The sequence below is a fragment of the Peribacillus sp. NJ4 genome, from assembly GCF_030348345.1.
Taxonomy (GTDB): Bacteria; Bacillota; Bacilli; order Bacillales; family DSM-1321; genus Peribacillus.
Map to the genome: position 1 here is coordinate 2,779,544 of NZ_JAUCFQ010000001.1, position 24,356 is coordinate 2,803,899.

Below are 24,356 nucleotides of genomic sequence, written 5' to 3' on the forward strand. Positions count from 1 at the left end.
TAAAAGAGGAAGCATTTGGCTATTTGACTAACATTTGTGACCACGGTGGACAACGATAAATACATACGAATTTAGGGGAGAAATGATGACTGATTATATAGAACTTTGGAAAGAAGCCATGGTAGATCATACTGGAAAAATACCTAACAGGCTTAAAGATGATGCAGCAGAAGAAGCCTTTTGGTCTTCCAGGGTTGAAGGGAAAAAACATCATAAAGCGGACCCTTATGCAAAACTTGTGCAACAAGAGTTACTGGCTTTATTAAATTCAGATGATCATGTATTGGAAATCGGCCCTGGCTGGGGCAATTATACATTTGATATTGCAAAAGAAGTCAGGAAGATGACTTGTATTGATAGTTCAAAAAGCATTATCAGTTTTTTGAAATCTCAGGCGAACGAAAAAGGTTTTGAAAACATGGATTTGATCCATGATAAGTGGGAAAGTGAAACGAAAAGGGACAAATATGATGTGGTATTTGGTTTTAATTGTTATTACCGTATGCAAGAAATCGGTCATACCTTATTAAAAATGAATGAGTCAGCAACCCGTTTAGTTATAGTCGGTATGACAACAGGACCAGAAAAACCTCATTATATGGAATTGAAGGAACGAGGATATAACATCAACTTAAGAAAGCGGGATTACATACACATCTTGAATGTATTGTATCAACTTGGAATACTGGCGGACTGTAAGATCGTGAAATTGAAAAGTAAAAAAATATATTCAACATATGAAGAAATGCTTCGCGATAACACTACAAAAATTCTCGATGAACAATATTCCCATGATGAAGTAAAAACCATCCTTAATAAATATGTAGTGGAAAAGGAAGGAGTTTTCGAATACGAATATCCGTTTCATGCAGCTTTGATGTATTGGAATCCGAGGTGAAATTAAATACTCTAGTACCTTTTTTCCTGAATTCTTTTTGAGGTCCTTCAGGAAAAAAGGTATTTTTCTGTTGGATATTCGCAAAATATACTGAACACGCGACTAAAAACCAATAGGAAAACGGAGAGTGAATAAAAAATGAAAGAAATATCCGAAAAGAGATTTTGTGAAAATTGTAAAAAAGAGACAGTTCATACAATAACGGAAGATGCATTAGAAATAGAATATTCCTGTAATGAGTGCAGTCGTCACCAAGAGGTTTTCAAGACATTTTTTTAGAAAGTATTCGACTTAGAAAGGAATGTTCTTTAAGTGGAAAGGTTTGAATTCAGGGAAACAATTCCACTTATTAGATTTTTTAAATTCAGGAAAGTTTAAGGAGTCGCTTACTATAAATGACGTAAGACTTAGTCTAGAAGGGTTCAAGGGGACTTTCGAAATAAAACAAATCAATAGGCATTCCTACATACTTCGGATATAAAAAAGAGAAAATCGAGCTTGATTTATACAGGGGAACTGTTGAAATCATAAGATTTCCGGCGAATCCGGATTAAAGTCGAAATGCTATTTGCATAAGAAGGGGGTCTTTTTTATCATGCGAAAATGATCTTTGCTTATGTTTAGCTTGGGACTCCAATGTTAATAAAGACAATCATTTAAAAATATAATGAACAGTATTAATTATTTGAAACTTTATTTCAACGGCATGCAATATGTGATATATTGCATATTAGATATTGATATTTTGAGGAGGACAAAGCCGTTGATACATTCGGATTCAACACAAAAAATCAAGCGTACTTCTGTACGTGAAGAAGCTTACATCATCTTGCGGGATTGGATTGTCCAGGGGATACTCACGCCAGGTCGACAATTACGTGACAAAGAATTAGCCGAACAATTAGGAGTAAGCCGTACCCCTATTAGAGAAGCACTATTAAGGCTAGAGGATGAGGGTTTTGTAGAGACTAAGCCGAGCCGTTCAACTATTGTTTCCCCCATTCGATTTGATGGGGTATTAAATGTATATTCCATTGTTTGGACACTGGAAAAGTTAGCTATGGAACAGGCTTTTGAAATTTTTGAAGATAAACACTTAATGGAGATGGTAGCCATCAATCATGAAGTGAAAAAAGCAATTCACGAGGGAAATCAAATAGTAGCCGTCCAGAAAGATAATGACTTTCACTCCATTTACATCAATCTTTCTACAAATGATGAATTAAAGCGGATTCTATCGGGACTAAAACAAAAACTTATACGGATAGAACTGTATTATTTCGATCAGGTAAGTGATGTTCATCATTCCATTGATGAGCATAATAAGATCATTCAGGCTTTAAGGCAAAAAAATCTCACCAAGGTGCTTGAAGTGATAGAAAAGAATTGGAAAGAAAGCTTTTTAAGAATTCAAACCCATACGGAATGTGAAAAAAGCGGGGAAGAAAAAAATGAGTAATGATGGTTTAGTTGAGGCATCACCTTCAAGAAAAAGAGGGATTTCTCTGGTACTTACCGGCGCTGCGTTATGGGGAATATCTGGAACGGCAGCTCAATATCTATTTCAACGGCAAGGGTTCAGTCCTGAGTGGCTCACAGTGGTACGCTTATTGCTTTCAGGCTTAATCTTATTGGGGGTCGCTTATAATAAAGAAAGACAGAAGGTTTTTGGAATCTGGAAAACGAAAAATGATGCACTTCAAATTATCCTTTTTGCTATTCTGGGAATGCTCGCTGTTCAATACACCTATTTTGCAGCAATTGAACATGGCAATGCAGCGACTGCCACTGTCCTTCAATACTTAGCGCCGGCCCTGATCACTTGTTATTTAGCCATTCGTTCCAAACGTTTTCCCACCATTACTGTGAGTGTAGCAGTAATCATAGCGATTGTAGGAACTTTTTTGCTTGTGACGGGAGGTAGCATACGTACCCTCTCCATTTCCGGGTGGGCAGTATTTTGGGGAGTAACATCAGCATTTGCACTGGCTTTCTATACATTGCAACCTTATAAACTCCTTTCAAGATGGGGTTCAATGATTGTTGTGGGATGGGGCATGTTGATTGGAGGTATTTGTTTTAGTATGATCCATCCTCCGTGGGCAGTTGAAGGCAATTGGACTTTATCTTCTTTTTCAGCGATTTTGTTCATCATCATTTTCGGTACGATCATTGCCTTTTACTTTTATTTGGAAAGTACAAAATACATCACGGCTTCAGAGGTAAGTTTATTTGCTTCTGTTGAGCCATTATCCGCAACCTTAATATCCGTGATCTGGCTGAATGTAACATTCGGTTTTGCCGAGTGGTTTGGCACGTTTTGCATTATCAGCACCATTACGATTTTATCGATAGTAAAAAACAAGTAGTGCCAGTTGTAAACCGGGCAAAATAATTCAACCTATCTGTAGTTATTTACTACTAGACTAATAAACTACCGTGTGGGTGAATGGAGCTGAAACATTCACGAAATGCTTAACCGGTTTTGGGGGTTTTAGGTAATAGCAGGTTTTTGAAAAAGCAATTACACAACATGTGAATTGCTTTTTTTGTATTTTACGAGTGAGCGCAGGGCATTTAGACCACGCCATTCAAATCGATAGTTAGCTTTTTCAACAATCCAGCAGAATCCTCTCCCTACTAACTATGTATTCAAAGTAATAAAAGGAGAAATGGCATAGGAATCGAAATATAGATAAAAGTATGGAAAATGAAAATGAGACTTTGGTCGTTAACTGACACTCAAAAGGAGATTTTATATGTTTACTAGAGAAGCCATTGCATCTTTTAATGAATTGGAATGCTCGTTGTATGGTTTTATTACCAAAAACGCAGAAAAGGTCACATATATGAGGATAAGGGAGCTTGCAGATGAGACACATGTTTCTACCTCCACCATCCTTCGTTTTTGCAGGAAGGTTGATTGCGCTGGTTACTCGGAATTTAAAGTGAAGCTTAAGATGTATATAAGCGAGAAACAGCATGTCAAGCTAAAGAGTACCCAGCATTCTCTGTCGGAATTTGTAGAGAGGACGCTAAAGGGAAGCTTCGAATCCTATATCCAAGAAACGGCGAGGTTGATTTCCAAAGCGGATAGTGTCATTTTTCTTGGAATTGGGAGCTCTGGTATTATGGCTGAATATGGATCGCGCTATGTTTCCAGTCTTGGGAAATCCTCCTTATACATAAAGGATCCTTTCTTTCCAATCCATTCGAAGTATTCAAGTAACAGTGTAACCATTGCTTTGAGCGTATCTGGAGAAACGTCCGAGATCATTGAGCTTATCAAATGTTTAAAAGAAGAGGGCAGTACCATTGTCAGCATAACAAATAATAAAGTCAGTACGATTGCAAGGATTTCCGATTTGAATATATCCTATTTCGTAACAGAGGAATACAGCGGGAAATCGAATATAACGACTCAAATTCCGGTCGTTTATCTTTTAGAGGCGATTGCAAAGGAAATATACAAAATATAGAGTAACATCCTGTTTCTTTTATGTAACAGATGACAACTGACGTCACAAAAAACAGAAAGGGTGAATCGTATTTACCACGCTGATGAAAGCGGATACAATTTCTTTAGAAAGAGGTGAAATAATGATTCATCAAAAGAGTGAACGCTTCCCAGATGGCTTTTTATGGGGCTCCGCATCAGCAGCATACCAAGTGGAGGGAGCGTGGAATGAGGATGGTAAAGGTCTTTCCGTCTGGGATATTTACGCGAAATTGACTGGTACGACTTATGACGGGACGAACGGTGATGTGGCGGTTGACCATTATCATCGATACAAGGAAGACATTGCCTTGATGGCTGAAATGGGATTGAAGGCTTATCGTTTTTCTGTGGCCTGGAGCCGGATTTATCCTGAAGGGAAAGGGGAAATCAACGAAGCCGGACTAAGATTTTACGATGACCTTATTGATGGACTGCTTGAACACGGCATTGAACCCATTTTAACGGTCTACCACTGGGATGTTCCCCAAGCATTAATGGAGGAATATGGTGCCTGGGAATCAAGGGAGATCATCAATGACTTCAACGAATATTGCACAACACTGTTCAAACGCTTTGGGTCCCGTGTTAAGTACTGGGTCACATTGAATGAGCAGAATGTTTTTATCGGATTGGGGTACCGTACAGGGCTGCATCCGCCGGGTGTGAAAGATTCAAAAAGGATGTATGAAGCCAATCATATTGCAAACTTGGCAAATGCTAAAGCCATCCAATCATTCAGAAGGTTCGTACCTGATGGCAAGATCGGGCCCAGTTTCGCTTTTGGACCGACATATCCATTTACTTGTGCTCCAGATAATATCCTTGCATATGAAAATGCCGAGGATCTCAATAACCATTGGTGGCTGGATGTTTATTGCTGGGGGACGTACCCTAAGATAAGCATGAAGTATTTACAGAGAAATGGTCTGGCTCCGACCATCATGGATGGAGACATGGAACTTCTTGCCTTTGGAAGGCCTGACTTCATCGGAGTCAATTACTACCGAACGGGAACAGTCGAAATGAACCCGCTCGACGGTATTGAACTGGGAGCCATAAATACGACCGGAAAGAAAGGGACATCAGAGGAAAGCGGAGTTCCCGGACTATTCAAGTCGAAGAGAAATCCTCACTTGGATGCAACGAATTGGGATTGGGAAATCGACCCGACTGGCCTTCGCATCGGCCTCCGCAGATTGACCAGCAGATACAGGCTTCCAATCCTCATTACTGAAAATGGTTTAGGTGAATATGATTCGCTCCTGGTAGGGGATGTTGTGAATGATGAGTACCGCATTCAGTATTTGAAAAGTCACGTAGCCGCCTGCCAGGACGCCATCAGTGACGGTGTGGACCTAATTGGATATTGCACTTGGTCATTCACGGATATACTAAGCTGGCTGAATGGCTATAAGAAACGCTACGGCTTTGTTTATGTAAACAGGGATGAACATAGTGAAAAAGATCTGAGGCGTATTAAGAAAAAAAGTTTCTATTGGTATAAAGAATTGATAGAAACGAATGGCAATAATTTACAGAATATTCAATCTATTATACAAAAGGAGGAATAATGAATGAAAAAAATCCTATTGGTATGCGCAGCTGGAATGTCCACCAGCTTGCTGGTTAATAAAATGAATGACGCTGCAAAGGCTAGGGGCATAGCCATCGATATTGTTGCCTTGCCCATTTCGGAATGCAGCAAAGCCGCGGAGGAAGTGGACGTCGTGTTATTGGGTCCTCAGGTCAGGTATCAAAAAGCACAGGTGGACTCCATTGTAGACGGAAGGATACCTGTAGAAGTCATAGAAATGAGAGCATATGGAACAATGAACGGAAGTGCAATCCTCGATCGGGCTTTAGAGCTTATTGACCAAAATCAATAAAACAAAAAAACAATAGATTTAGGGGGTATATTATGGGATTCATGGCTAGTTTTGAGCGTGTAATGGAAAAAGCCCTTGTTCCTGTAGCGGCTAAACTGAACTCTCAAAGGCATATTGTCGCTATTCGTGATGCGTTTATTTTAGCATTTCCCATCACATTGGCGGGATCATTGATCGTTCTATTGAATTTTGCTGTGCTGGCTCCGGATGGCTTTATTGCAAGGTTGCTGTTCTTGAATAAGCTATTTCCTAATTTAGCGGATTTCCAGCAGGTATTTGCACCAGTATTGAATGGTTCAACAAGCATTTTATCCATATTCATTGTCTTTTTAATTGCCAGGAATATAGCCTTAGCCATGAAGGCGGATGACCTTCTATGCGGATTAACTGCCCTTTCCACTTTCTTCATTGTATATCCCGCTTATACGGTGGTTGATGGGACGAATTTCCTTTCCACTCAATGGGTGGGGGCACAGGGCCTCTTCGTAGCCATGATCATTGGTTTGCTCGTGGGCGAAATCTTCAGCCGATTGTCCAAATCGAAACGCCTTCAAATCACGATGCCTGCGTCCGTACCGCCAGCCATCTCGAGAACATTCAAGGTTCTTTTTCCAATCGTCATCATTACAGTATTATTCTCAGTTGGTAATGCAATCATTCTAGCTATCTACCCAAATGGGATCCATGAATTGATTTATGCAATGATCCAGACCCCATTGAAAAACTTGGGAACCAATATATTCTCGTTAATTATCCTGGCCATAGTATCGAATCTCCTCTGGGTCTTCGGGATTCATGGTCCTAATACAGTTGCCGCAATCAGGGAAGGAATGTTTGCGGAGGCAACGCTTGAGAACCTGAACTATGTCGCTGCACATGGATCGGCATGGGGAGCCCCATACCCTGTTACGTGGGCTATCAATGATGCTTTCGCCAATTACGGTGGATCAGGCATGACCCTGGGATTGATCATTGCCATTTTCATCGCATCAAGAAGAAAGGATTATCGCGATATCGGAAAGCTTTCCATTGCACCAGGCATCTTCAATATCAATGAACCAATCATTTTTGGATTGCCGGTCGTACTTAATCCAATTTTGATCTTCCCATTCATCCTGGTGCCGGCAGTAAACATCTTGATCGGGTATATCGCGATCACAACAGAGCTGATTCCGCCGATAGCCTATACTGTGCCGTGGACGACGCCTGGTCCACTTATTGCATTCTTTGGTACTGGCGGAAACTGGATGGCCCTGATTCTCGGATTCGTCTGTCTGGCTGTTTCAACCGTTGTCTATCTTCCGTTTGTGCTCGCTTCGAATAAGGCTGCAGCCATACAGCAATCAACGGATGCCGGCAATAACGATTTACCTGCTTAGAAAGGAGAATGCATGAATACTTATCAAATTCAAATGAATTCCGGACAGATATCATATCTTTGTGATTTCTTCTCGGAATATGAAGATGAACGCATAAAAACAACCCTTCTATCCTCAAATCGGGTTCAGGCTGTATTTGAAGCAATGACTGCCCTCCCGGGGGAGGAAGCGGTGAAGCACCTTAAACAGGTCTTTCAGCAATCCAAGTTCGGCCCTGGTCTATATTATTCAATTAAAAAAATTCAGTAGAGGGGGACAGTATATCATGTCCAACTACCTAGCCTTTGACATAGGGGGAACAGAAATAAAATACGGATTACTGACCGAATCAGGAGATATTTTGGAAAAAGGAAGATTTCCAACGGCCCGTAACAACGGGGAGGCCATCCTTCAAGCGATCTTAACTAAAGTCTCCATTTTTCCCAGTTTAAGAGGAATCGCCATCAGTGCTCCAGGCTTTGTAAATAACCAGACTGGTTTTATCGAAAAGGGAGGAGCCATCAAGGATTTTGATGGTTTCAACATTAAAACATATTTTGAAGGACTGACGAATCTCCCTGTCACGGTGGAGAATGATGTGAATTGTGTGGCTCTCGCCGAGAAGTGGAAGGGTAACGCACAGGATATTGAACACTTTATCTGCATGACGGTCGGTACAGGGGTTGGCGGAGCGGTTTTCCTTAATAATCAATTATATCGAGGCATTTCCTTTGGGGCCGGTGAATTTGGATTCATGATTACCCATGGTACTAAAAATAACTCAGCTTTTAAAAATACATTGAGCTGGAATGGATCAATATCAGGCATGAGGGAACGGTATGCCAAATATAAAGGGATATTGGCTGCAGATGTAACGGGCGAGGATGTTTTTCAAGCTTATGAAAATCGTGACCCTATAGCATTGGAAGAAGTTGAACGCTTCTATGATAGCCTTGCAATCGGCATCCATAATCTGTATTTCATGTTCAATCCTAGCAAGATCTTGATGGGCGGGGCTGTAAGTGCAAGGGAAGGATTGATACCAGAGCTCAGAAGAAGAGTTGAATCATTAAATGGTTATATAAATGGATCGTGTATTGAATCATGCCATTTGAACAACGATGCAGGCATGATGGGTGCCCTGTTTCATCATCTGCAAACATATGTACAACAAGGAAGAAGGGAATAGACATGGAAGGAATGGAAGCTGTAGCATTTCAAATTATCAGCAATGTAGGAACCGCAAAGAGCTTGATCATGGAAGCTTTGTATGAGGCAAGAGATGGAAGGTATGAATCGGCCGAGAAAAAACTGAAAGAATCCCGGACTCATATGCTCGAAGGCCACCATGCCCATGCAGGGCTTATCCAGCAGGAGGCATCAGGTCAAAAGGTGGAAATCTCCCTTCTTCTTATGCATGCAGAGGATCAAATGATGAGTGCCGAGACGATAAGTGACCTAGTAGCGGAAATGATCAGAATGTATCGGGAAATGAGACAAAATAAGAATGGTGGGGTGTCATATTGAAGAATGGTATAAAAATCGTGACAATAGGCGGGGGTTCCAGCTACACGCCGGAACTGATTGAAGGTTTTATCAAACGGTATGACGAACTTCCCGTTAGTGAAATCTGGCTCGTTGACATTAACAAGGGAAATGAAAAACTGGAAATCGTAGGGAATCTTGCAAGAAGAATGGTTGAAAAGGCAGGTCTGCCAATCGATATCCACTTAACGCTTAACAGGCGCGAAGCATTGAAGGATGCAGATTTTGTAACGACCCAATTCCGGGTCGGATTACTTGACGCAAGAGCTAAGGATGAAAGGATTCCGTTAAAATATGATGTAATCGGACAGGAGACAAATGGGCCAGGAGGTCTATTCAAAGGACTTAGGACCATACCAGTCATACTTGAAATCTGCAGGGATATGGAGGAGCTTTGTCCGGATGCCTGGCTTGTGAACTTCACCAATCCAGCTGGAATGGTTACGGAGGCAGTCTTAAGATATAGCAATATCAAAAAGGTTGTGGGTTTATGCAACGTTCCCATCGGGATGAAAATGGGTATAGCAAAAGCTCTGAATGTAGAGCCAGACAGGGTCCAAGTAGATTTTGCCGGATTGAATCATATGGTATTCGGATTAGATGTATATGTGGACGGAAAAAGCGTGAAGGATAAAGTAATAACGGCTCTTGGGAATCCGGAAAATGAAATGACGATGAAAAACATTGCGGGCTTTGCCTGGGATCGTGATTTCATTAAAGGAATGGGCATTATTCCTTGCGGATACCATCGTTATTATTACAAGACCGATGAAATGCTCGCCGAAGAAAAGGAATCTTCAGCAACAAATGGAACGCGGGCAGAGGTCGTTCAACAACTGGAAAAAGAACTATTCGAGTTGTATAAGGATCCTGAACTTAATGTTAAACCACCTCAACTGGAAAAACGCGGTGGAGCGTATTACAGCGAAGCTGCCTGCAGCCTCATCAATTCGATTTATAATGATAAACGGGATATACAGCCAGTCAATACACGCAATAACGGAGCGATAGCGAGTATTCCAGATGAATCGGCCATTGAGATTAACTGTGTAATCACCAAAGAGGGCCCAAGACCGATTGCCATCGGCGACCTGCCAGTGGCAGTCCGGGGATTGGTCCAGCAAATTAAATCTTTTGAAAGAATGGCTGCTGAAGCGGCTGTCACAGGAGATTATCATACAGCTTTGGTGGCGATGACCATAAATCCTTTGGTACCATCAGATACCATTGCCAAAAAAATATTGGATGAAATGCTCGAAGCGCATAAGGAAGACCTGCCACAATTTTTTAATGAAGTGAAATCTTGAATTGAATCAATGGGATGTTTTTAAAGGTAATCTTTACAGAGGATGATTCTGAAAAGTTTTTTAGCAGGAAAGGATGACCTCGGCATTACAAGTTATTACATTCTAAATTAATAATTCAAAATAGATGACATCCTGTTCGATTCTGATCAGGAAGTCATCTATTTTTTTAGAACAAATAACCTTCTGTGGTTTAATTCTTTGCTTGTTCTGTTTTATGTACAATGGATAACCAGATTAACAGCAGTAATATCTGTTTACTAAATGACTACAGTTTCCTTGAAAATGATGGCGTACTTGTTTGTCAATCCAATTCACCGGACGATGCCCGCTCGTTTATTGGAGTATAGGACGGACTATCGGGAGTGTTGGGTTCGAAGTCATGAGTTACCACACAATCATTCCTTCTTTTGGTGACAAGGCTTTCATATGGCAGCAAAGAAATTCAAGGCGAAACCCATGGAAAAACTGTCGTCATTAATTATGTAGAAAACCTTTTTATTTAACAGGAAGCTGAACATGAAAGGTAGTTCCTTTTCCAACAACACTTTGAACTGAGATATTTCCTCCATGTTTGTGTATCGTTGTAAATACTTGAGTTAGACCTAAACCTGTTCCTTCGCTTTTGGTGGAAAAGAAAGGTGTTCCTAGCATCTTTAATTTATCTTCAGATATCCCTACTCCTGTATCACTCACTTTTATATGAATTTGTCCATTTTTATAATAATGTTCAATTCTTATTTTCCGCTTGCCTTGAATCTCATCCATTGCCTCAATTGCATTCTTCAACAGGTTAAAAAAGGCTTTTAGAAATAAATTTCTCTTTCCAACAACTTTTCTCTCTGTATCCCTTAACGCCCATTCTATTTCCACCTTATAAAGTTGTTCTTGGAATAAAAACAAAATAGAAGCTAACTCCTTACATAAATCAATGGGAACAATAGGTTCCTCATGTAAATCTGGTTTAGAAACTTGTAATAGATTTTGCAGAGTTTCTAACGCTTTTTCTAATTCAGTTTCAATCGTATCAAAATAAGGATGAGGCTGGGATTCTTTTAATAGCTGTAAAAATCCCTTTACTGTTGTAAGAGGGTTTTTAACTTCATGAACAATCCCGGCAGCTATTTGACCGATTGATGCTAATTTCACTCTTTCTTTCAAAAGAATCTCTGCTCTTTCTGCTCTTTTACGATCTGTAATGTTTCGAATAATGACTTGAGCCAAGGGTATGTCTTTTAAATAAAAAGGGACAGCTGTAACTTCAATATTGATGATCTCTCCATCACCACAAATCATTTTTTGTTCTGCCAGTTCAACTATTTCTTGATTTTCGAGAACCCTATTTAATCGTTCTTTACAACCAGCATGGATTTCTGGTGGAAGAAAAGCGTACAAGTCTTTATATAAAATGTCCTCAGGAGAATCTAACTTTAGCAATTCCAAACAAGCTCTATTACAGTATAGGATTTTCCCTTCTTCTCCAACAATCCAAATTGAATTTAGGGAGTATTCTATCAATTGGTGGAAGTCTAGTTCATGTGATCCAATTTTCAATTCCAAGTAAATCACTCCGTTTTCTTATTCCCAATAGTATATCAGGAAACATCCCTAACTGAAATACAAATTTTTTGAGTTATTTTTTAATTATTTTGTTACATTTATTCAAGAATGTAAATCATTCCTCAATGTTGAAGAAGCCAAGAATTTATTAAAAGCACAAGTTGTTAGAAATGTCATAAGAAATCACAGGGAATTATGACATAAGGAAGAACTTTAAAAATTATTTAAAACACAAAAAGTCGAGACCTCAATATAATGAAGTCTCGACTTTTTGTGTGCCAGGCATGAACATTTGCTTGGTGATAAAATGCTATAGAGATGGGATGAGGAACCATTAGTCAAAGATTAGGGGGGGACGCGGTGATACGGAATCTGAAGGAAGCCTTAGATCAATGGTCATTAATCCTGGATATATCGAGAAAGTGATGAATTGATGAAAAGTAATTGAGAAGAGTTTACCGTATTTCTATATAATGCTGCAGAACCCTTGGAGGGAAGAATTTGAGGGGCAGTGGTCTTAAGGATACAATAATGGCAGGGGGCATTGTAAAATCTCGTTGGGCTTGTTTTAAACAGTTGTACATAGCTTTACCGCCAACTGAATTGGCAGAGTGAATGGTAATGCGATTAGCAAATATTTTTTCTTTAACCATCTTTTGAACAAGCATAAAACCATTCCTAGTTTTATTTAATAAATCATGGTCCAAAGAGAGATGTTCAATATCAAAGTTATGCAATAGCTCTATACATTCATCAATAGTCTCGACTAACACATAGCCATCGGGTGCTTTCCGATAGTCATCCAGAAAAACGCTAATTTTCTCCATTTCTTATACACTCCTTCCCTTATACAAGGGGGACAATAAAAAGTCAAATAACCCCAATATAAATATGGTTTTATATATCAAGTCTAACACAACAATGTAAGAAGGTGGCATATTCGACGTTAAAGGATAATATATGACAACATTTCGTAATGAATATTCTTTTTCAACTATCGGGTGCTTACTTCAAAAAGAATGTTGCTGAGAAAATCAGTGAGCAGGTTGACCAGTCGTTCAAAAATCACCTTAAATAAAAAGAGTTTCTTTATAGTTTGAAATAACGGTAAGACAATGTGATGAAGGGGGGAGGAGCTGTTCTTTTTTCCCTTTTCTCGAACTAAAACCATTTGATTTTATACATTTTTACTTACTCCCGTATTAACTCACTTTTCTCAACTTCTGAATTAAGTGGTCAATCTCCATTAAATGTCAGTTGTTTCATACTTCCTTTCCTATAGGCAGGTTAGTTAAAGAAAAATTAAAGAATCGCTTATTAAAGCCAAAACATCTCATTTTAAATTTAAAAGTACCATGTTTTAGCGTGGTTCTGTATGAGTTGAATCATGCTGATTATCGAAGGAGAAAGCCATTTATCCTTATGATAAGTCAAGTATGTTGCTATAGATGAATGTTGTTGTGGAACAAATTCTCCTTTTAGTTTATTGCTTTCTAATTCTTCTTTAACTGAAAAGTAAGGAACTAGTGATACACCTAAACCACTTTTAACGCATTGTTTTATCGCTTCTATACTTTGGAATTCTACACTTTCTTTTATATCTAAATTCTGATGGCCAATATATTCATCAAAAACTGATTTATAACTACATTTTAATTCGGAGTACAGTGCTGTATGAGATAGATCTTTTACATGTAGAGGGCTAATTAAAACCATTCTTTCTCTTATGAGTTTTTCAGAGTAAAGTTCTTCTTGTCTCCAATCATCTTTTTCTAATAATAGGGCCATGTCAATTTCCCCATTTTGTAGACTTTTTGTAACATTATAATTTTCAAGTGATTTCAATGATAGCTTTACTTTAGGATATTTCGTTTTATATTCGAGAAGAATATTCGGGATTCGGCAAATTGTTAAAGATTCCGAAATCCCTAAAGTTAACTCTCCTTGTGGTTCTTTGTCTATATTTAAAGACTGATTATATAGTTCAATGATTTTGATGGCATAAGACAAAAATTCATTTCCGTAGTGAGTTAACACAACTTTCTTTCCTAAGCGATCAAATAAGGGTCTACCTAATTCTTTCTCTAGTTCTTTGATGTGCGTAGTAATGGAGGATTGAGCATAACCAAGATGTTCTGCCGTCTTATTAAACCCACCTTTTTCCACTATCGTTTTAAAAGTAATTAGTTGACGAAGTTCCATATATAAATAAATCTCCTTAAGTTCAATTTTTTCGAACTAAATTATCGAATGTATCTATTTTACTAAATTGAATAGAGGATTTAAACTAATATCAAGCAGTTGTTAATTCAAATACTAATCAGGATTTTATTTTTATTTCTATAAAAAACAGGAGGTTAATATCTTGTCAGATACAAATTCATTATTTGAACCATTCAATATAGGAACAATTACTTTGAAGAACCGAGTAGGCGTAGCACCAATGACGCGTATTACTGCTACTGAAAATGGTTTTGTAACAGAGAAAATGCTTAATTATTATAGATCCTTTGCTGAAGGTGGGTTTGGGCTAATTATTACTGAAGGTACTTATATTGATGATAAGTATAGTCAAACGTACGATTATCAACCAGGTATTGCTTTTGATGAGCAAGCACAAGAGTGGAAAAAAATTGTTGATGCTGTTCATTCAGCAGGATCAACAATCTTTATGCAGTTACAACATTCTGGACCATTATCACAAGGAAATCGTTTCACTGATGGAACAGTTGCTCCTTCAGCTGTTCAACCAAAAGGAGAACAGTTAAAATTTTATTTAGGTGAAGGTCCATTTAGGTTACCTAGAGAAATAACAAAAGAAGAAATAGCGGATGTTAAAAATAGCTTCGTTGAAGCTGCAAAACGAGCTAAATCTATTGGTTTTGATGGAATAGAACTACATGGAGCAAATGGCTATTTATTAGATGCTTTCTTAACGGAATATACTAACCATCGTAAAGATGAATATGGTGGCACTCCTGAGAATAGAGTTAGGTTATTAATAGAAACAATTCAGGAAGTTAGAAAAGCGGTAGGAGAAAACTTTACTATTGGTATTAGAATTTCACAATCAAAAGTGGTCGATTACACTTATAAGTGGTCAGGAAAAGAGCAAGACGCCCAGATTATCTTTGGAACATTAGGAAATACAGGTCTTGATTATATTCATATAACAGAATTTGAAGCGTGGAAACCAGCATTTGAAACAGGAAAAGATTCACTTGTAGCACTTGCTAAAGAGTATAGTCAATTATCTATTATCGCAAACGGACACTTAGAGAAGCCAGAAAGAGCTTCTGAACTTATTAATAATGGTCATGCTGATATTGTAACTTTAGGTAAAGGAGCATTGGCTAATCACGACTGGGTAAAGAGAGTTCAAAAAGAGGAACCTTTAGAAGAGTTCGATCCGGAAAAAGTATTACGGCCAACTGCTGTTATTAAAAATTTTGAATTATAGGATAAAAAAATAAACAAGCTAATTCATTTTATGGAATTAGCTTGTTTATAAATAAATTTTTATTGAACAAACGGGAGCTTTAGTGCAATAAGCTATAATGTATGATGTAATTATTATAGGGTTCAGGTCCAACAGGAATGACGGCTGCTGTATATTCATCTAGTGCTTGCATAAGTAAACCTTGGTGGACAAATGGTTAATACCGAAGTAGTAGAGAACTATTCAGGTTTTGAAATCATTAAGTCCAAACCTTAACCTTAATAATAAAATGTTCAACTTAAGAAAGCTTGGACTATGGTTTTTCAAGCGTAAATATTAAGAAGAAGCATGGGGACTTCAGGTCTCATGCTCTTTTATCGTTGTAACTTTCCACTAACTGGTTTTTATCAGTCCGCTTAAACGCCTTTTAAAATATTGAAGTAGGTCATAAGATATGTACGACATAGAAATTATAAGGAGTGTCTCAAATAGTTTTAAGAATAAATTGTCAGATATATGCTCCATTTTCACTCCCGATAAAATCAAATCAAAAATATTGATGAAGACAACATGAACAATGTATATACCTAAGGCTCTTCCTCCTACTTTAGTAATGAACAAATCCTTCCCCAATGTAGTATTATTTATTGCAAATAAAAAAAGAAATGTAGTTAAAAAAATAGTAGATATAAAATATTCTCCGTGACTTGCAGATAATACCTTTTCCAATAAGTATCCTTCTAACACTTGGACAGTAAAGAAGATAAAAATTAATAATAGGTAGGTTTTGGCTGTTATTGATTTTGACTTTTCAAAGAATTTATCATTCGCAAAGAAGAATCCCAAAGTTGTATAAAAAAGACCAATGAATAAAGCATCCCGTGTACTTAGAGGAAAATCGTAGAACACCGAATACGATTGTCCGAAAAGACCTAATAAGTTTAATATTAAGCTGATGATTAAAAGAAGCTTCACTTTTTTTAACTTTAAAAAAACGAATAGAATGATAACACTCCAAATTAATGCGGTTAAAAACCACAACTGGTATCCGCTAGTCCCAGTTCCATAATATATAAGGTCAAGAAATGAAAATTGATTAATGTATTGCTCAAATTCCTTTGGTGCATCTGTAGCAACTTTATAAAGAATAAGAACATCATACATCATATAAAAGAAGAGCCAGCATACATACAGTTTTAAGATTTTTATAATATACCTTTTAAAATAATCTATGGAATCCCTTGTATGCATGATCTTTTTACCGAACAAATAACCAGATGCAGTAAAGAAGAATGGCACCGCAAACCTTGAGAAGTTGTCGAGAATAAATAGACCAATCTGGTTATCCCTTGGGAATACATGAATGACTACAACGGAAAATATTGCAAAAAATTTAATAAAGTCAATCGCGTTATTTCTTTCCATTTGTTCACCCTTTCATAACACTTTTACTATCATTGGTTATCCCCTATATTATGTACACCCAAGAGATTTTTATTTTTCTCTTTCTGAATTCAATTACGAGATCCTGTAAGTGACTTAAAGGAGGGTGGTCTGTTACTCAAGTAGTAGTGCATCACCTTGCGGATAGTCATATGTATGCCAAATAGGCAGTCAACTTCTTGTTCGAAGTAATAGTTACCAGGCGTATCTTAACAACTTAGGATATTGAACGTGAAGCTTTAACCATTCAGTAGAAAAGGGGGATGCTCTAACTAAGAATAATAAGTGGGAAAAGGGATGCCTAATAGGTTATTAACTACTAATGATTTCTTACAGCAAGGATGACTGAATAAAAATTCTTCAAGAGAAACTGGGGGAATAAAACAATGGAAAATGTAGTAAATAGGATAAATCATTAGATAAGTTTTATACCTGTTCAATCAGATTTTAGATTTCATCGTCAACATGTAAACGTCCAATGGGCGTTTTTTTATATTTTCATTTTTTCTTTTCATTAGACAAGGCAGGGAATGAATAAAAATGATGGAGGGGTGTTGTTGATGAAAAGGCTGTTTATAGGAAGCTTGTTAATTCTTCTCTTGGTGGGATGCGGGAACCCGATGCAGGAGGAATTGTTGAGTTATATAAACGAGGATTTGCCACCGCTTGCAGAAAAAGAAAGCGAAGTGATTGCACGGTATGAAAGTGTGACGGGCGATAATTATACGAACGATGAAGTAATGTATGCCGCACTCGTCGATGAAGTCCAGCCGAAATACCAATCTTTCATCACTGATTTAGAAGCGGTCGAAATTGAAGAAAAAGAAATAAAAACGGTTCATGAAGATTTTATAGAAGCGGCGAACCTTCAGCACAGTGCATTCCTGACGGTCATTTCTGCAATCGAAGAACAAGATCGTGAAAAGATAGACGAAGCGAATCAAAAATTATCAAAAGCGCGTAAAATGATGAGGCAGTATCAAGTGGATCTCAAAACCTTGGCGGAAGATAACGAAATCGAATGGGAAAAGGAAAATAAATAGAAACAGTTTAATTCTATTCTAGATGAACAAAAATCGTATATAATCGCAAGAAATGTATGGAGGTTGTTAGTGAATCGGATGCTTAGTGCTATGGAATCGGATTTTTCAATGGTAGTAACGAATTAAGTAGCCAAACGAAAACGAGTAAAATGAGCTGGCTAGGGAAACTTATCCATTTTGTGCTTTACTTAAATAAGGGAGGTTGCTGAGGCAACCTTTTTCTTAAAAGGTTCATAGGATTGGATTAAAGTAATCAACTATAAGTACACTGATGTATTTATTACTGGATTCAGGAAAGATGAATTTGGATTACTTCTAGGGATTGAGAAAGACAACACCAATAGTCCCGCTGGTGTGATGTTGTTCATGAACACAGCTGTAAAAAAACAATTTTACAATCTGCACTCACACTTAATCATAGATGAGAATAGAGAGTTATCTGAAGCGGCAATGAATATTATAGTCAACTCGAACCAAGTTTAGGGGACAATAATGAATCTTATGGGAACTTGAAGCTGTGACCATTTGGTACTATTATATTTTATTCTAGTTTACATAATATATATTATAGGAAGTAATAATTTTCATGTTAATTTTGTCTCATATCTTAAGAATACTTAACTTAGTGAGACGGAATGCGAATTTTCAAATGAAACCATTACTAATATTTATTTATAACCTTTTTATCTAATTGAAGTTAACTGTATTAATACTTTTAAAACTTTTAGTAAGTATCAATACAGTTTAGTGAAAAAATGATTGATCTTCATATTTTATAGTAAAGATAAACATTGGCATACAGATTTCTTGGATATAAGTTAATTACAATTAGTTATGTCTAATGTCATTTAATTCCCTGTTTTATATGAACCTTAATTTCTCTGTTAATTGCTAACATATTCTGTTTTACGCCATTTTTAGTTATGTGTGCCCATTATTTAATTAATACACTTTAGTTCATTTATTATTTACCATACTTAGTCATTTTACTCTCAGGATCTCTAATTGACTTGTTGTAGTAATTAAATCTATTGTATTATTACCCTTCTTGTAAAAAATCGAAGCTCCTTCACTTTCCCCCTTTTTCCATCCATCCGCTTTACCGTTTTCTTCTGATGCTCTTGACCAATTATACCTTTTCCCTCGTTCATTTATATGACCCATTCAGCATTTCTAGGTATAGGAAATCCGTATAAAGCTTCAGTATTATTGTATTGTGACATAGTTATGAATTAATAAATGATTCCCCCACCTATCAATAACACTGCTATGGCGAGTGCCCAATTAATCTTTTTCTTCATTTTGCAGATTCCTTTCCTTAAGACATATTTTTAGACGAAACTATTAGAATCGTTATCTACATATTCTATATGGATCTTAATTAACCTCCCCATCAGACCTAATCCGCCTATTTTATTATTCTGATATATAAATTAAATGGTAAAATGAGAAATATCACGGGTTAACACTTATAAAAAGTTATATTAATATAGTTCATCCTAATGACGACTCAATAGCTTTTTTACTTTAAATTCCGCTTTATTACTGAAAGTGATGATGGGATCCGCTATTTAGCCACAATATCTCCTAAAAGACTTCTTAATTTAACTTATAGCTATAGCACGAATTAATACCATTTATAAATGATTAAAAACCTTAATTCAATGATGATCAATCTGCTCTGTTGTGTAATCTATTTTTTAAATGGAAAGTATTGCGATATTAAGGACAAAAACAAGTTTTGACAGCTTTCATAAGTCCAACATGCAATGAATCAATATGAAACTGCCATGTGTTATAATGTAAACCTTCAAATCGTTGTTTTGAAAAACTATCCACTTTTAGCAAATGAGTTTTCTGGTATCTTGAGTAGAATTCATTTATATATAAATCGTAAAGATTAACTTCGCTTTTTACATTTTATAAAAAATGATTCAAAGTGAAGCAAAGTTCAGGAATCAAAGCAGCTTATAGGCACATGCCAGATGTCATAAGAATTGTATAAAGCACTAAGGTATAGTCAGATTAAAGGGAGTAATATAGTAAACTCTATTCGCGCAACTTTCACAGCCTATTTATTTGGTTCATTTACATCAGATTACTTCATAAATAATAATTGCCAATAAAAATAATCGGTCAATCTTTTTTAAGAAATTCCTGAAAGTTGGTTAGCAAGTATGATAAATGTTGATTTAAGTACCCGACCTTCTTCTGGTATTAGCTTTTTGCCTTAGTGTGGTGAATAAACCAGACGGTTCTTCCACTTTCTGTATTAAACAATGATTTTGCTCCCTTTAGTACGTACCCTTAATTTTGAATAAGCCTATGACTTGACACATTTGAAACCATATATCCCGAGATAAAAATAAAACATGAGATCCTTTTGATCTCATGTTTCATTTTGAAAGATAGTTTTTTCATGTTCGAATGGATTCGACTCGGTTTTGGATGAATTCGAACGAGATTTTTGCTTCCTGGACGATTTGTTTTAATAAATCATTGACAGTCAATACTTCTTTTATCAGTCCTACGGATTGACCACACGACCAGATGCCTCCGTCTAAATTTCCTTCAAAGTATACTTTTTTGCTTCTTTGTCCAGTAATTAGCGGAATTAATTCCTCTATAGTGGCCCCTTCACTTTCAAGTTTGTCCACTTCTTTACTGACGGCATTTAATGCTACACGCGATGGGCTCCCTATATTCCGTTGGATGACAACCGTATCCATTTCATTGGCTGATACCATCCAGTTCTTCACGTTATCATGAATGGGCGCTTCTTTGGTTGCCATGAAGCGAGTCCCCATGACGATACCTTCAGCACCGAGTGACAATGCACTAATGAGGCCTCTGCCATCTGAAAATCCCCCGCCTGCTATCACAGGTATAGTAACAGAGTCAACGGCTCTAGGGAGCATGACAAGCGTACCTACATCCCCCATGCCAGGATGCCCGCCTGTTTCATTCCCTACAATAATAATGGCATCGACACCTAATTTCTCTGCCGATATGGCGTTTTTGACGTTCGCTACCTTATGTATCACGGTAAAGCCGTGCTCTTTAAGTTTGGGCATTAAACTCTCTGGGCTTCGGCCACTCGTTTCAACAATTTTTACATCTTCGTCAATCAAAATATCGATGAACTGATCATTCGGGGTTGCCGTTTGACTTGGAAACAGGTTCAGGTTGACAGCAAAGGGTTTCTTGGTCAAAGTTTTCACTTTACGTATTTCATCACGAAGACCTTCTGGTGTCACCTGTGTTTTCGAAGTGATGATGCCTAGTCCCCCCGCTTCTGAAACAGCGGCTGCGAGCGGGGCTCGTCCAACTTGAAACATCCCGCCGCAAATAATCGGATATTCAATCCCCAATAATTCAGTAATTCTCGTTTTCAATTGCCCTACCCCTTTCGATTTTCCTGGATTTCTATTAATCATTCGTTTTTAGATAATGCACGTTGCCCGGACTATAAACCATACTTATGGAGCCGCTTGTAAAATGTACTTCTTGGTATATCCATCAACTTTGCTGCAGCAGTGACATTTCCTCTTGATTTTTGTAATGCCTCTAACATTAGATCCCGTTGAATTTTTTCACGGATCGTCAGTTCATTTTCCTTGAAACCTTTTTTATCGCCTTTCTCAAATGGAGGGAAATCCTCATGCCGGGTAACGGGCTGTGAATGCATGGAATTCAACACATTAACATAATCCAGAGGTCCTTCTGCAAGTAAGATGGTCAATCGCTGAAGTACATTTTGCAGTTCTCTAATATTGCCTGGCCAATAATAATCCTTTAAACGATTCAATAATTCTTCCGTTAATGGAATATTCCATTTATTCTCCGAACACAAGTAGTTCACTAGATAAGGAATGTCTTCAATCCTATCCCTTAAGGAAGGTACATGAATGGGGTAAACGTTCAACCGATAGTATAAATCTTTACGAAAGGACCCTTCATTGACAAGCTCTTCAAGATTACGGTGCGTTGCAGTGATGATGCGAATATCCAATGAAATGCTTTTTGTACCACCGATTGGAACGATGTTTCTTTCCTGAAGTACACGCAGTAAGGCAACTTGCATCGCTAGAGGGATTTCACCGATTTCATCGAGAAAAATGGTCCCTCCATTTGCCTGCTCGAACTTCCCTTTGTGCCCTTGCCGTTTAGCCCCGGTAAAAGCGCCATCAACATACCCGAATAATTCACTCTCCATTAAATCTTTAGGGATGGCTCCGCAATTTATCGTGATGAACGGACCATTTTTACGAGAGCCATTTTCATGGATAGCCATGGCAACTAGCTCTTTTCCGACCCCAGTTTCACCATGTATATATACATTGGCTTCTGTCGGTGCAACAAGCTTCACTTTATGTAATGTGTTTTGAAAGGATTTACTAATCCCTCTTTCCCCTTTGAAGTCAAACACTTCTGATGGCAATGAAGCAGGAAAAATGGTTTTATGACCATGATTCTCTGATAAGAATATACACTTACCGGAAATCCTATTATCTTCTTTAGATAGTAGCGGGTTTTCCTTAACGATTCGATATCCATGATTTAATAGTTCGGCCAATGCCATGCCAAGGGATTGAGGAATTTTTTTGCGAACCTGTTTGCTGGCTGATATGATCATTTCTTTTTGATTACAAACGATAAAAGGCAGATCTGGATAGGTTTCTGCAAGTTCTATCGAGTGCTGGGTCAGTGCGAGCTCCTTTTTATAGGAACGCACTCCCATTTCCTGTTCGATCGTATAAGCCAAATTGGCTACCATACCCAGCATGGATGGATGGAAATATTCCACTGGGCAAGATATATCCAAAACGCCCAATATCTTACCGTCTTCATTTAAAATGGGCTTAGCAGAGCAACTCCATTTATGTGAGGCAATGGAATAGTGTTCAGTACCTTGGATCATAACGGCTTCACCCGTTTTCAAAGCTGTTCCAATTGCGTTCGTTCCGACCTCACCCTCCGTCCATCGTACGCCTTCCACAAAATTTATTTTGCCTGCCTCATTTAGGATTTTCTCGTTTCCGGAAAGTGATAGGACATATCCATCGGGATCGACTAACAAAGCCATCATTCCCGATTCTTTTATCGATTTATCCATCCTTGATAATTGGGGTGATGCCACTTCCAACAGGAATGAGTTTTTTTCTCTTTGAATTTCCAATGATTCATTCGTCAAAATGTGCTTCCCTTTATTAAGGTACGGGTTGACTTGATCTTTTTTGCAGCGATGCCAAGATTCCATGATTCGCTTGTTCAGGCGATTTGAATCGAGAACCCCTTCACTGACAAAGCGTTCCCATGTACGAAGATAACAACTAGTGGATAGCATATAATCCTCCTCTAATCATTTGGTTTGAACCTTCAAAAGTGAAAATATATCTAGTCAATCTACAGGGAAAATACCAAGGAGTAATATAAAAGGATGTTAATCGAGGTCCATTTAATTATAGTAGATTATGTATCCGCTTACAATATATAGATTGAGTTTACTAAAAAAGCTTCATGTGTATAATCACATGAAGCTTCTCTATCAATATATATTGGCTGGTTTATGAAAAAATGACCCCTCCATCAATCATGATGGATTGCCCTGTCATATAATCAGAATCAGGTGAAGCGAGATAAGATACGAACTTCGCTACATCTTCTGGGGTTTCGGAGCGTCCCAAGGTTATGGAATCAGTAAACTTTTTGAAAGTTTCCCCTTTATCAAGATTCATATATTGACCCATTTTTTCATCGATTAACTCCCACATTTGCGTACCGACAATTCCTGGACAGTATGCATTCACAGTGATGCCAAACTGGGCCAACTCCTGTGCTGCCGCTTGTGTAATGCCTCTCACGGCAAATTTTGTGGCAGAGTATGTACCAAGCAAGCTGAAGCCTTTATAACTGGCGATGCTGGCCGCACTTATTATTTTCCCGCCTTCTTGCTTTTTCATTTGTTCAGCAGCGGCTTGCAGGCAATAAAGGACACCGTTGACATTTATATTGAAAATTTGTTCTAGGTCTTCTTGAGTTACTTCCAATAGAGGCTTTATTTGAGCAATTCCTGCATTGGAAACCATAACATCCAGTCGTCCAAAACGATTCACAACTTGATCAACCATTTCGAAGACTTCCTGTCTTTTACTTACATCCGCTTTAACGGCAAAACTTTCACGTCCCAGTTCCCTAATCTCATTTACGACCGTTTCAGCTGTATCCAAATTGACGTCGTTAATCATCACATTCAATCCATCTTGAGCCAATCTTAAAGCAATGGCACGTCCGATACCACGTCCTGCTCCAGTGACAACCGCCGTTCGTTGACCGCTAGCCATACAAAATCCCCCTTCAATTGAATAGTATATATCCAAT

Annotated in this window: 20 protein-coding genes and 1 pseudogene; 14 read left to right on the forward strand and 7 right to left on the reverse strand. The window is 37.8% G+C overall.

What is annotated here, in order from left to right:
• Positions 1-85 precede the first annotated feature (85 nt).
• The 12 genes and pseudogenes from QUF94_RS13850 to QUF94_RS13905 form a co-directional block, all read left to right on the forward strand.
• Positions 86-898, forward strand: coding sequence for a methyltransferase domain-containing protein (locus QUF94_RS13850; protein ID WP_289316370.1), 813 nt, complete (start codon positions 86-88; stop codon positions 896-898).
• A 763-nt stretch (positions 899-1,661) separates the two neighbouring features.
• Complete coding sequence (locus QUF94_RS13855) at positions 1,662-2,357, forward strand: GntR family transcriptional regulator (RefSeq protein ID WP_289316371.1); 696 nt, start codon at positions 1,662-1,664, stop codon at positions 2,355-2,357.
• Positions 2,350-3,267 (forward strand): DMT family transporter, encoded by a 918-nt coding sequence (locus QUF94_RS13860; protein ID WP_289316372.1) that lies wholly within the window; start codon positions 2,350-2,352, stop codon positions 3,265-3,267. The genes QUF94_RS13855 and QUF94_RS13860 overlap by 8 nt, the downstream gene beginning before the upstream one ends.
• 390 nt (positions 3,268-3,657) lie before the next feature.
• Positions 3,658-4,377 (forward strand): MurR/RpiR family transcriptional regulator, encoded by a 720-nt coding sequence (locus QUF94_RS13865; RefSeq protein WP_289316373.1) that lies wholly within the window; start codon positions 3,658-3,660, stop codon positions 4,375-4,377.
• A 121-nt stretch (positions 4,378-4,498) separates the two neighbouring features.
• The gene (locus QUF94_RS13870; protein WP_289316374.1) at positions 4,499-5,968 is read left to right on the forward strand and encodes a glycoside hydrolase family 1 protein; all 1,470 of its coding nucleotides are present in this window, start codon (positions 4,499-4,501) and stop codon (positions 5,966-5,968) included.
• A gap of 3 nt (positions 5,969-5,971) precedes the next feature.
• The gene (locus QUF94_RS13875) at positions 5,972-6,283 is read left to right on the forward strand and encodes a PTS sugar transporter subunit IIB (protein WP_289316375.1); all 312 of its coding nucleotides are present in this window, start codon (positions 5,972-5,974) and stop codon (positions 6,281-6,283) included.
• Positions 6,284-6,315: 32 nt separating this feature from the next.
• Positions 6,316-7,662: a PTS sugar transporter subunit IIC gene (locus QUF94_RS13880; protein ID WP_289316376.1), complete on the forward strand. Its 1,347-nt coding sequence runs from the start codon at positions 6,316-6,318 to the stop codon at positions 7,660-7,662.
• A 12-nt stretch (positions 7,663-7,674) separates the two neighbouring features.
• Entirely contained in the window at positions 7,675-7,911 is a 237-nt protein-coding gene (locus tag QUF94_RS13885; protein ID WP_289316377.1) for a hypothetical protein, read from the forward strand.
• A 16-nt stretch (positions 7,912-7,927) separates the two neighbouring features.
• Entirely contained in the window at positions 7,928-8,830 is a 903-nt protein-coding gene (locus QUF94_RS13890) for an ROK family protein (protein WP_289316378.1), read from the forward strand.
• Between the two features lie 2 nt (positions 8,831-8,832).
• Entirely contained in the window at positions 8,833-9,168 is a 336-nt protein-coding gene (locus QUF94_RS13895; RefSeq protein ID WP_289316379.1) for a PTS sugar transporter subunit IIA, read from the forward strand.
• Positions 9,165-10,493: a 6-phospho-beta-glucosidase gene (locus tag QUF94_RS13900; RefSeq protein WP_289316380.1), complete on the forward strand. Its 1,329-nt coding sequence runs from the start codon at positions 9,165-9,167 to the stop codon at positions 10,491-10,493. The genes QUF94_RS13895 and QUF94_RS13900 overlap by 4 nt, the downstream gene beginning before the upstream one ends.
• Positions 10,494-10,762: 269 nt before the next feature.
• Positions 10,763-10,905 (forward strand): annotated as a pseudogene (locus QUF94_RS13905) (spermidine synthase); the annotation flags it as partial.
• 83 nt (positions 10,906-10,988) lie between these two features.
• On the opposite strand, the gene QUF94_RS13910 reads toward QUF94_RS13905, so the two are convergent.
• The 3 genes from QUF94_RS13910 to QUF94_RS13920 form a co-directional block, all read right to left on the reverse strand.
• A complete protein-coding gene (locus QUF94_RS13910; protein WP_483313654.1) occupies positions 10,989-12,050 on the reverse strand; it encodes an ATP-binding protein in 1,062 nt (353 codons plus the stop codon).
• A 455-nt stretch (positions 12,051-12,505) separates the two neighbouring features.
• A complete protein-coding gene (locus tag QUF94_RS13915) occupies positions 12,506-12,877 on the reverse strand; it encodes a cyclic-phosphate processing receiver domain-containing protein (RefSeq protein ID WP_289316382.1) in 372 nt (123 codons plus the stop codon).
• 517 nt (positions 12,878-13,394) lie between these two features.
• Entirely contained in the window at positions 13,395-14,252 is an 858-nt protein-coding gene (locus tag QUF94_RS13920; protein WP_289316383.1) for a LysR family transcriptional regulator, read from the reverse strand.
• 163 nt (positions 14,253-14,415) lie between these two features.
• On the opposite strand from QUF94_RS13920, the gene QUF94_RS13925 reads away from it, so the two are divergent.
• Positions 14,416-15,510, forward strand: coding sequence for an NADH:flavin oxidoreductase (locus tag QUF94_RS13925; RefSeq protein ID WP_289316384.1), 1,095 nt, complete (start codon positions 14,416-14,418; stop codon positions 15,508-15,510).
• A gap of 372 nt (positions 15,511-15,882) precedes the next feature.
• On the opposite strand, the gene QUF94_RS13930 is transcribed toward QUF94_RS13925, so the two are convergent.
• Positions 15,883-16,914 carry an acyltransferase family protein gene (locus QUF94_RS13930; RefSeq protein WP_289316385.1) on the reverse strand — a complete coding sequence of 344 codons (1,032 nt, stop codon included), beginning with the start codon at positions 16,912-16,914 and terminating at the stop codon, positions 15,883-15,885.
• Between the two features lie 548 nt (positions 16,915-17,462).
• Between QUF94_RS13930 and QUF94_RS13935 the strand changes: the two genes are divergently transcribed.
• Complete coding sequence (locus QUF94_RS13935; protein WP_289316386.1) at positions 17,463-17,975, forward strand: hypothetical protein; 513 nt, start codon at positions 17,463-17,465, stop codon at positions 17,973-17,975.
• A 2,417-nt stretch (positions 17,976-20,392) separates the two neighbouring features.
• On the opposite strand, the gene QUF94_RS13940 is transcribed toward QUF94_RS13935, so the two are convergent.
• From QUF94_RS13940 to QUF94_RS13950, 3 genes are all read right to left on the reverse strand, one after another.
• Entirely contained in the window at positions 20,393-21,370 is a 978-nt protein-coding gene (locus tag QUF94_RS13940) for an NAD(P)H-dependent flavin oxidoreductase (protein ID WP_289316387.1), read from the reverse strand.
• Between the two features lie 71 nt (positions 21,371-21,441).
• On the reverse strand, positions 21,442-23,322 hold the full coding sequence (locus QUF94_RS13945) for a sigma-54-dependent Fis family transcriptional regulator (RefSeq protein ID WP_289316388.1): 1,881 nt from the start codon (positions 23,320-23,322) through the stop codon (positions 21,442-21,444).
• 220 nt (positions 23,323-23,542) lie between these two features.
• Entirely contained in the window at positions 23,543-24,319 is a 777-nt protein-coding gene (locus QUF94_RS13950) for an acetoin reductase (RefSeq protein WP_289316389.1), read from the reverse strand.
• Positions 24,320-24,356 lie beyond the last annotated feature (37 nt).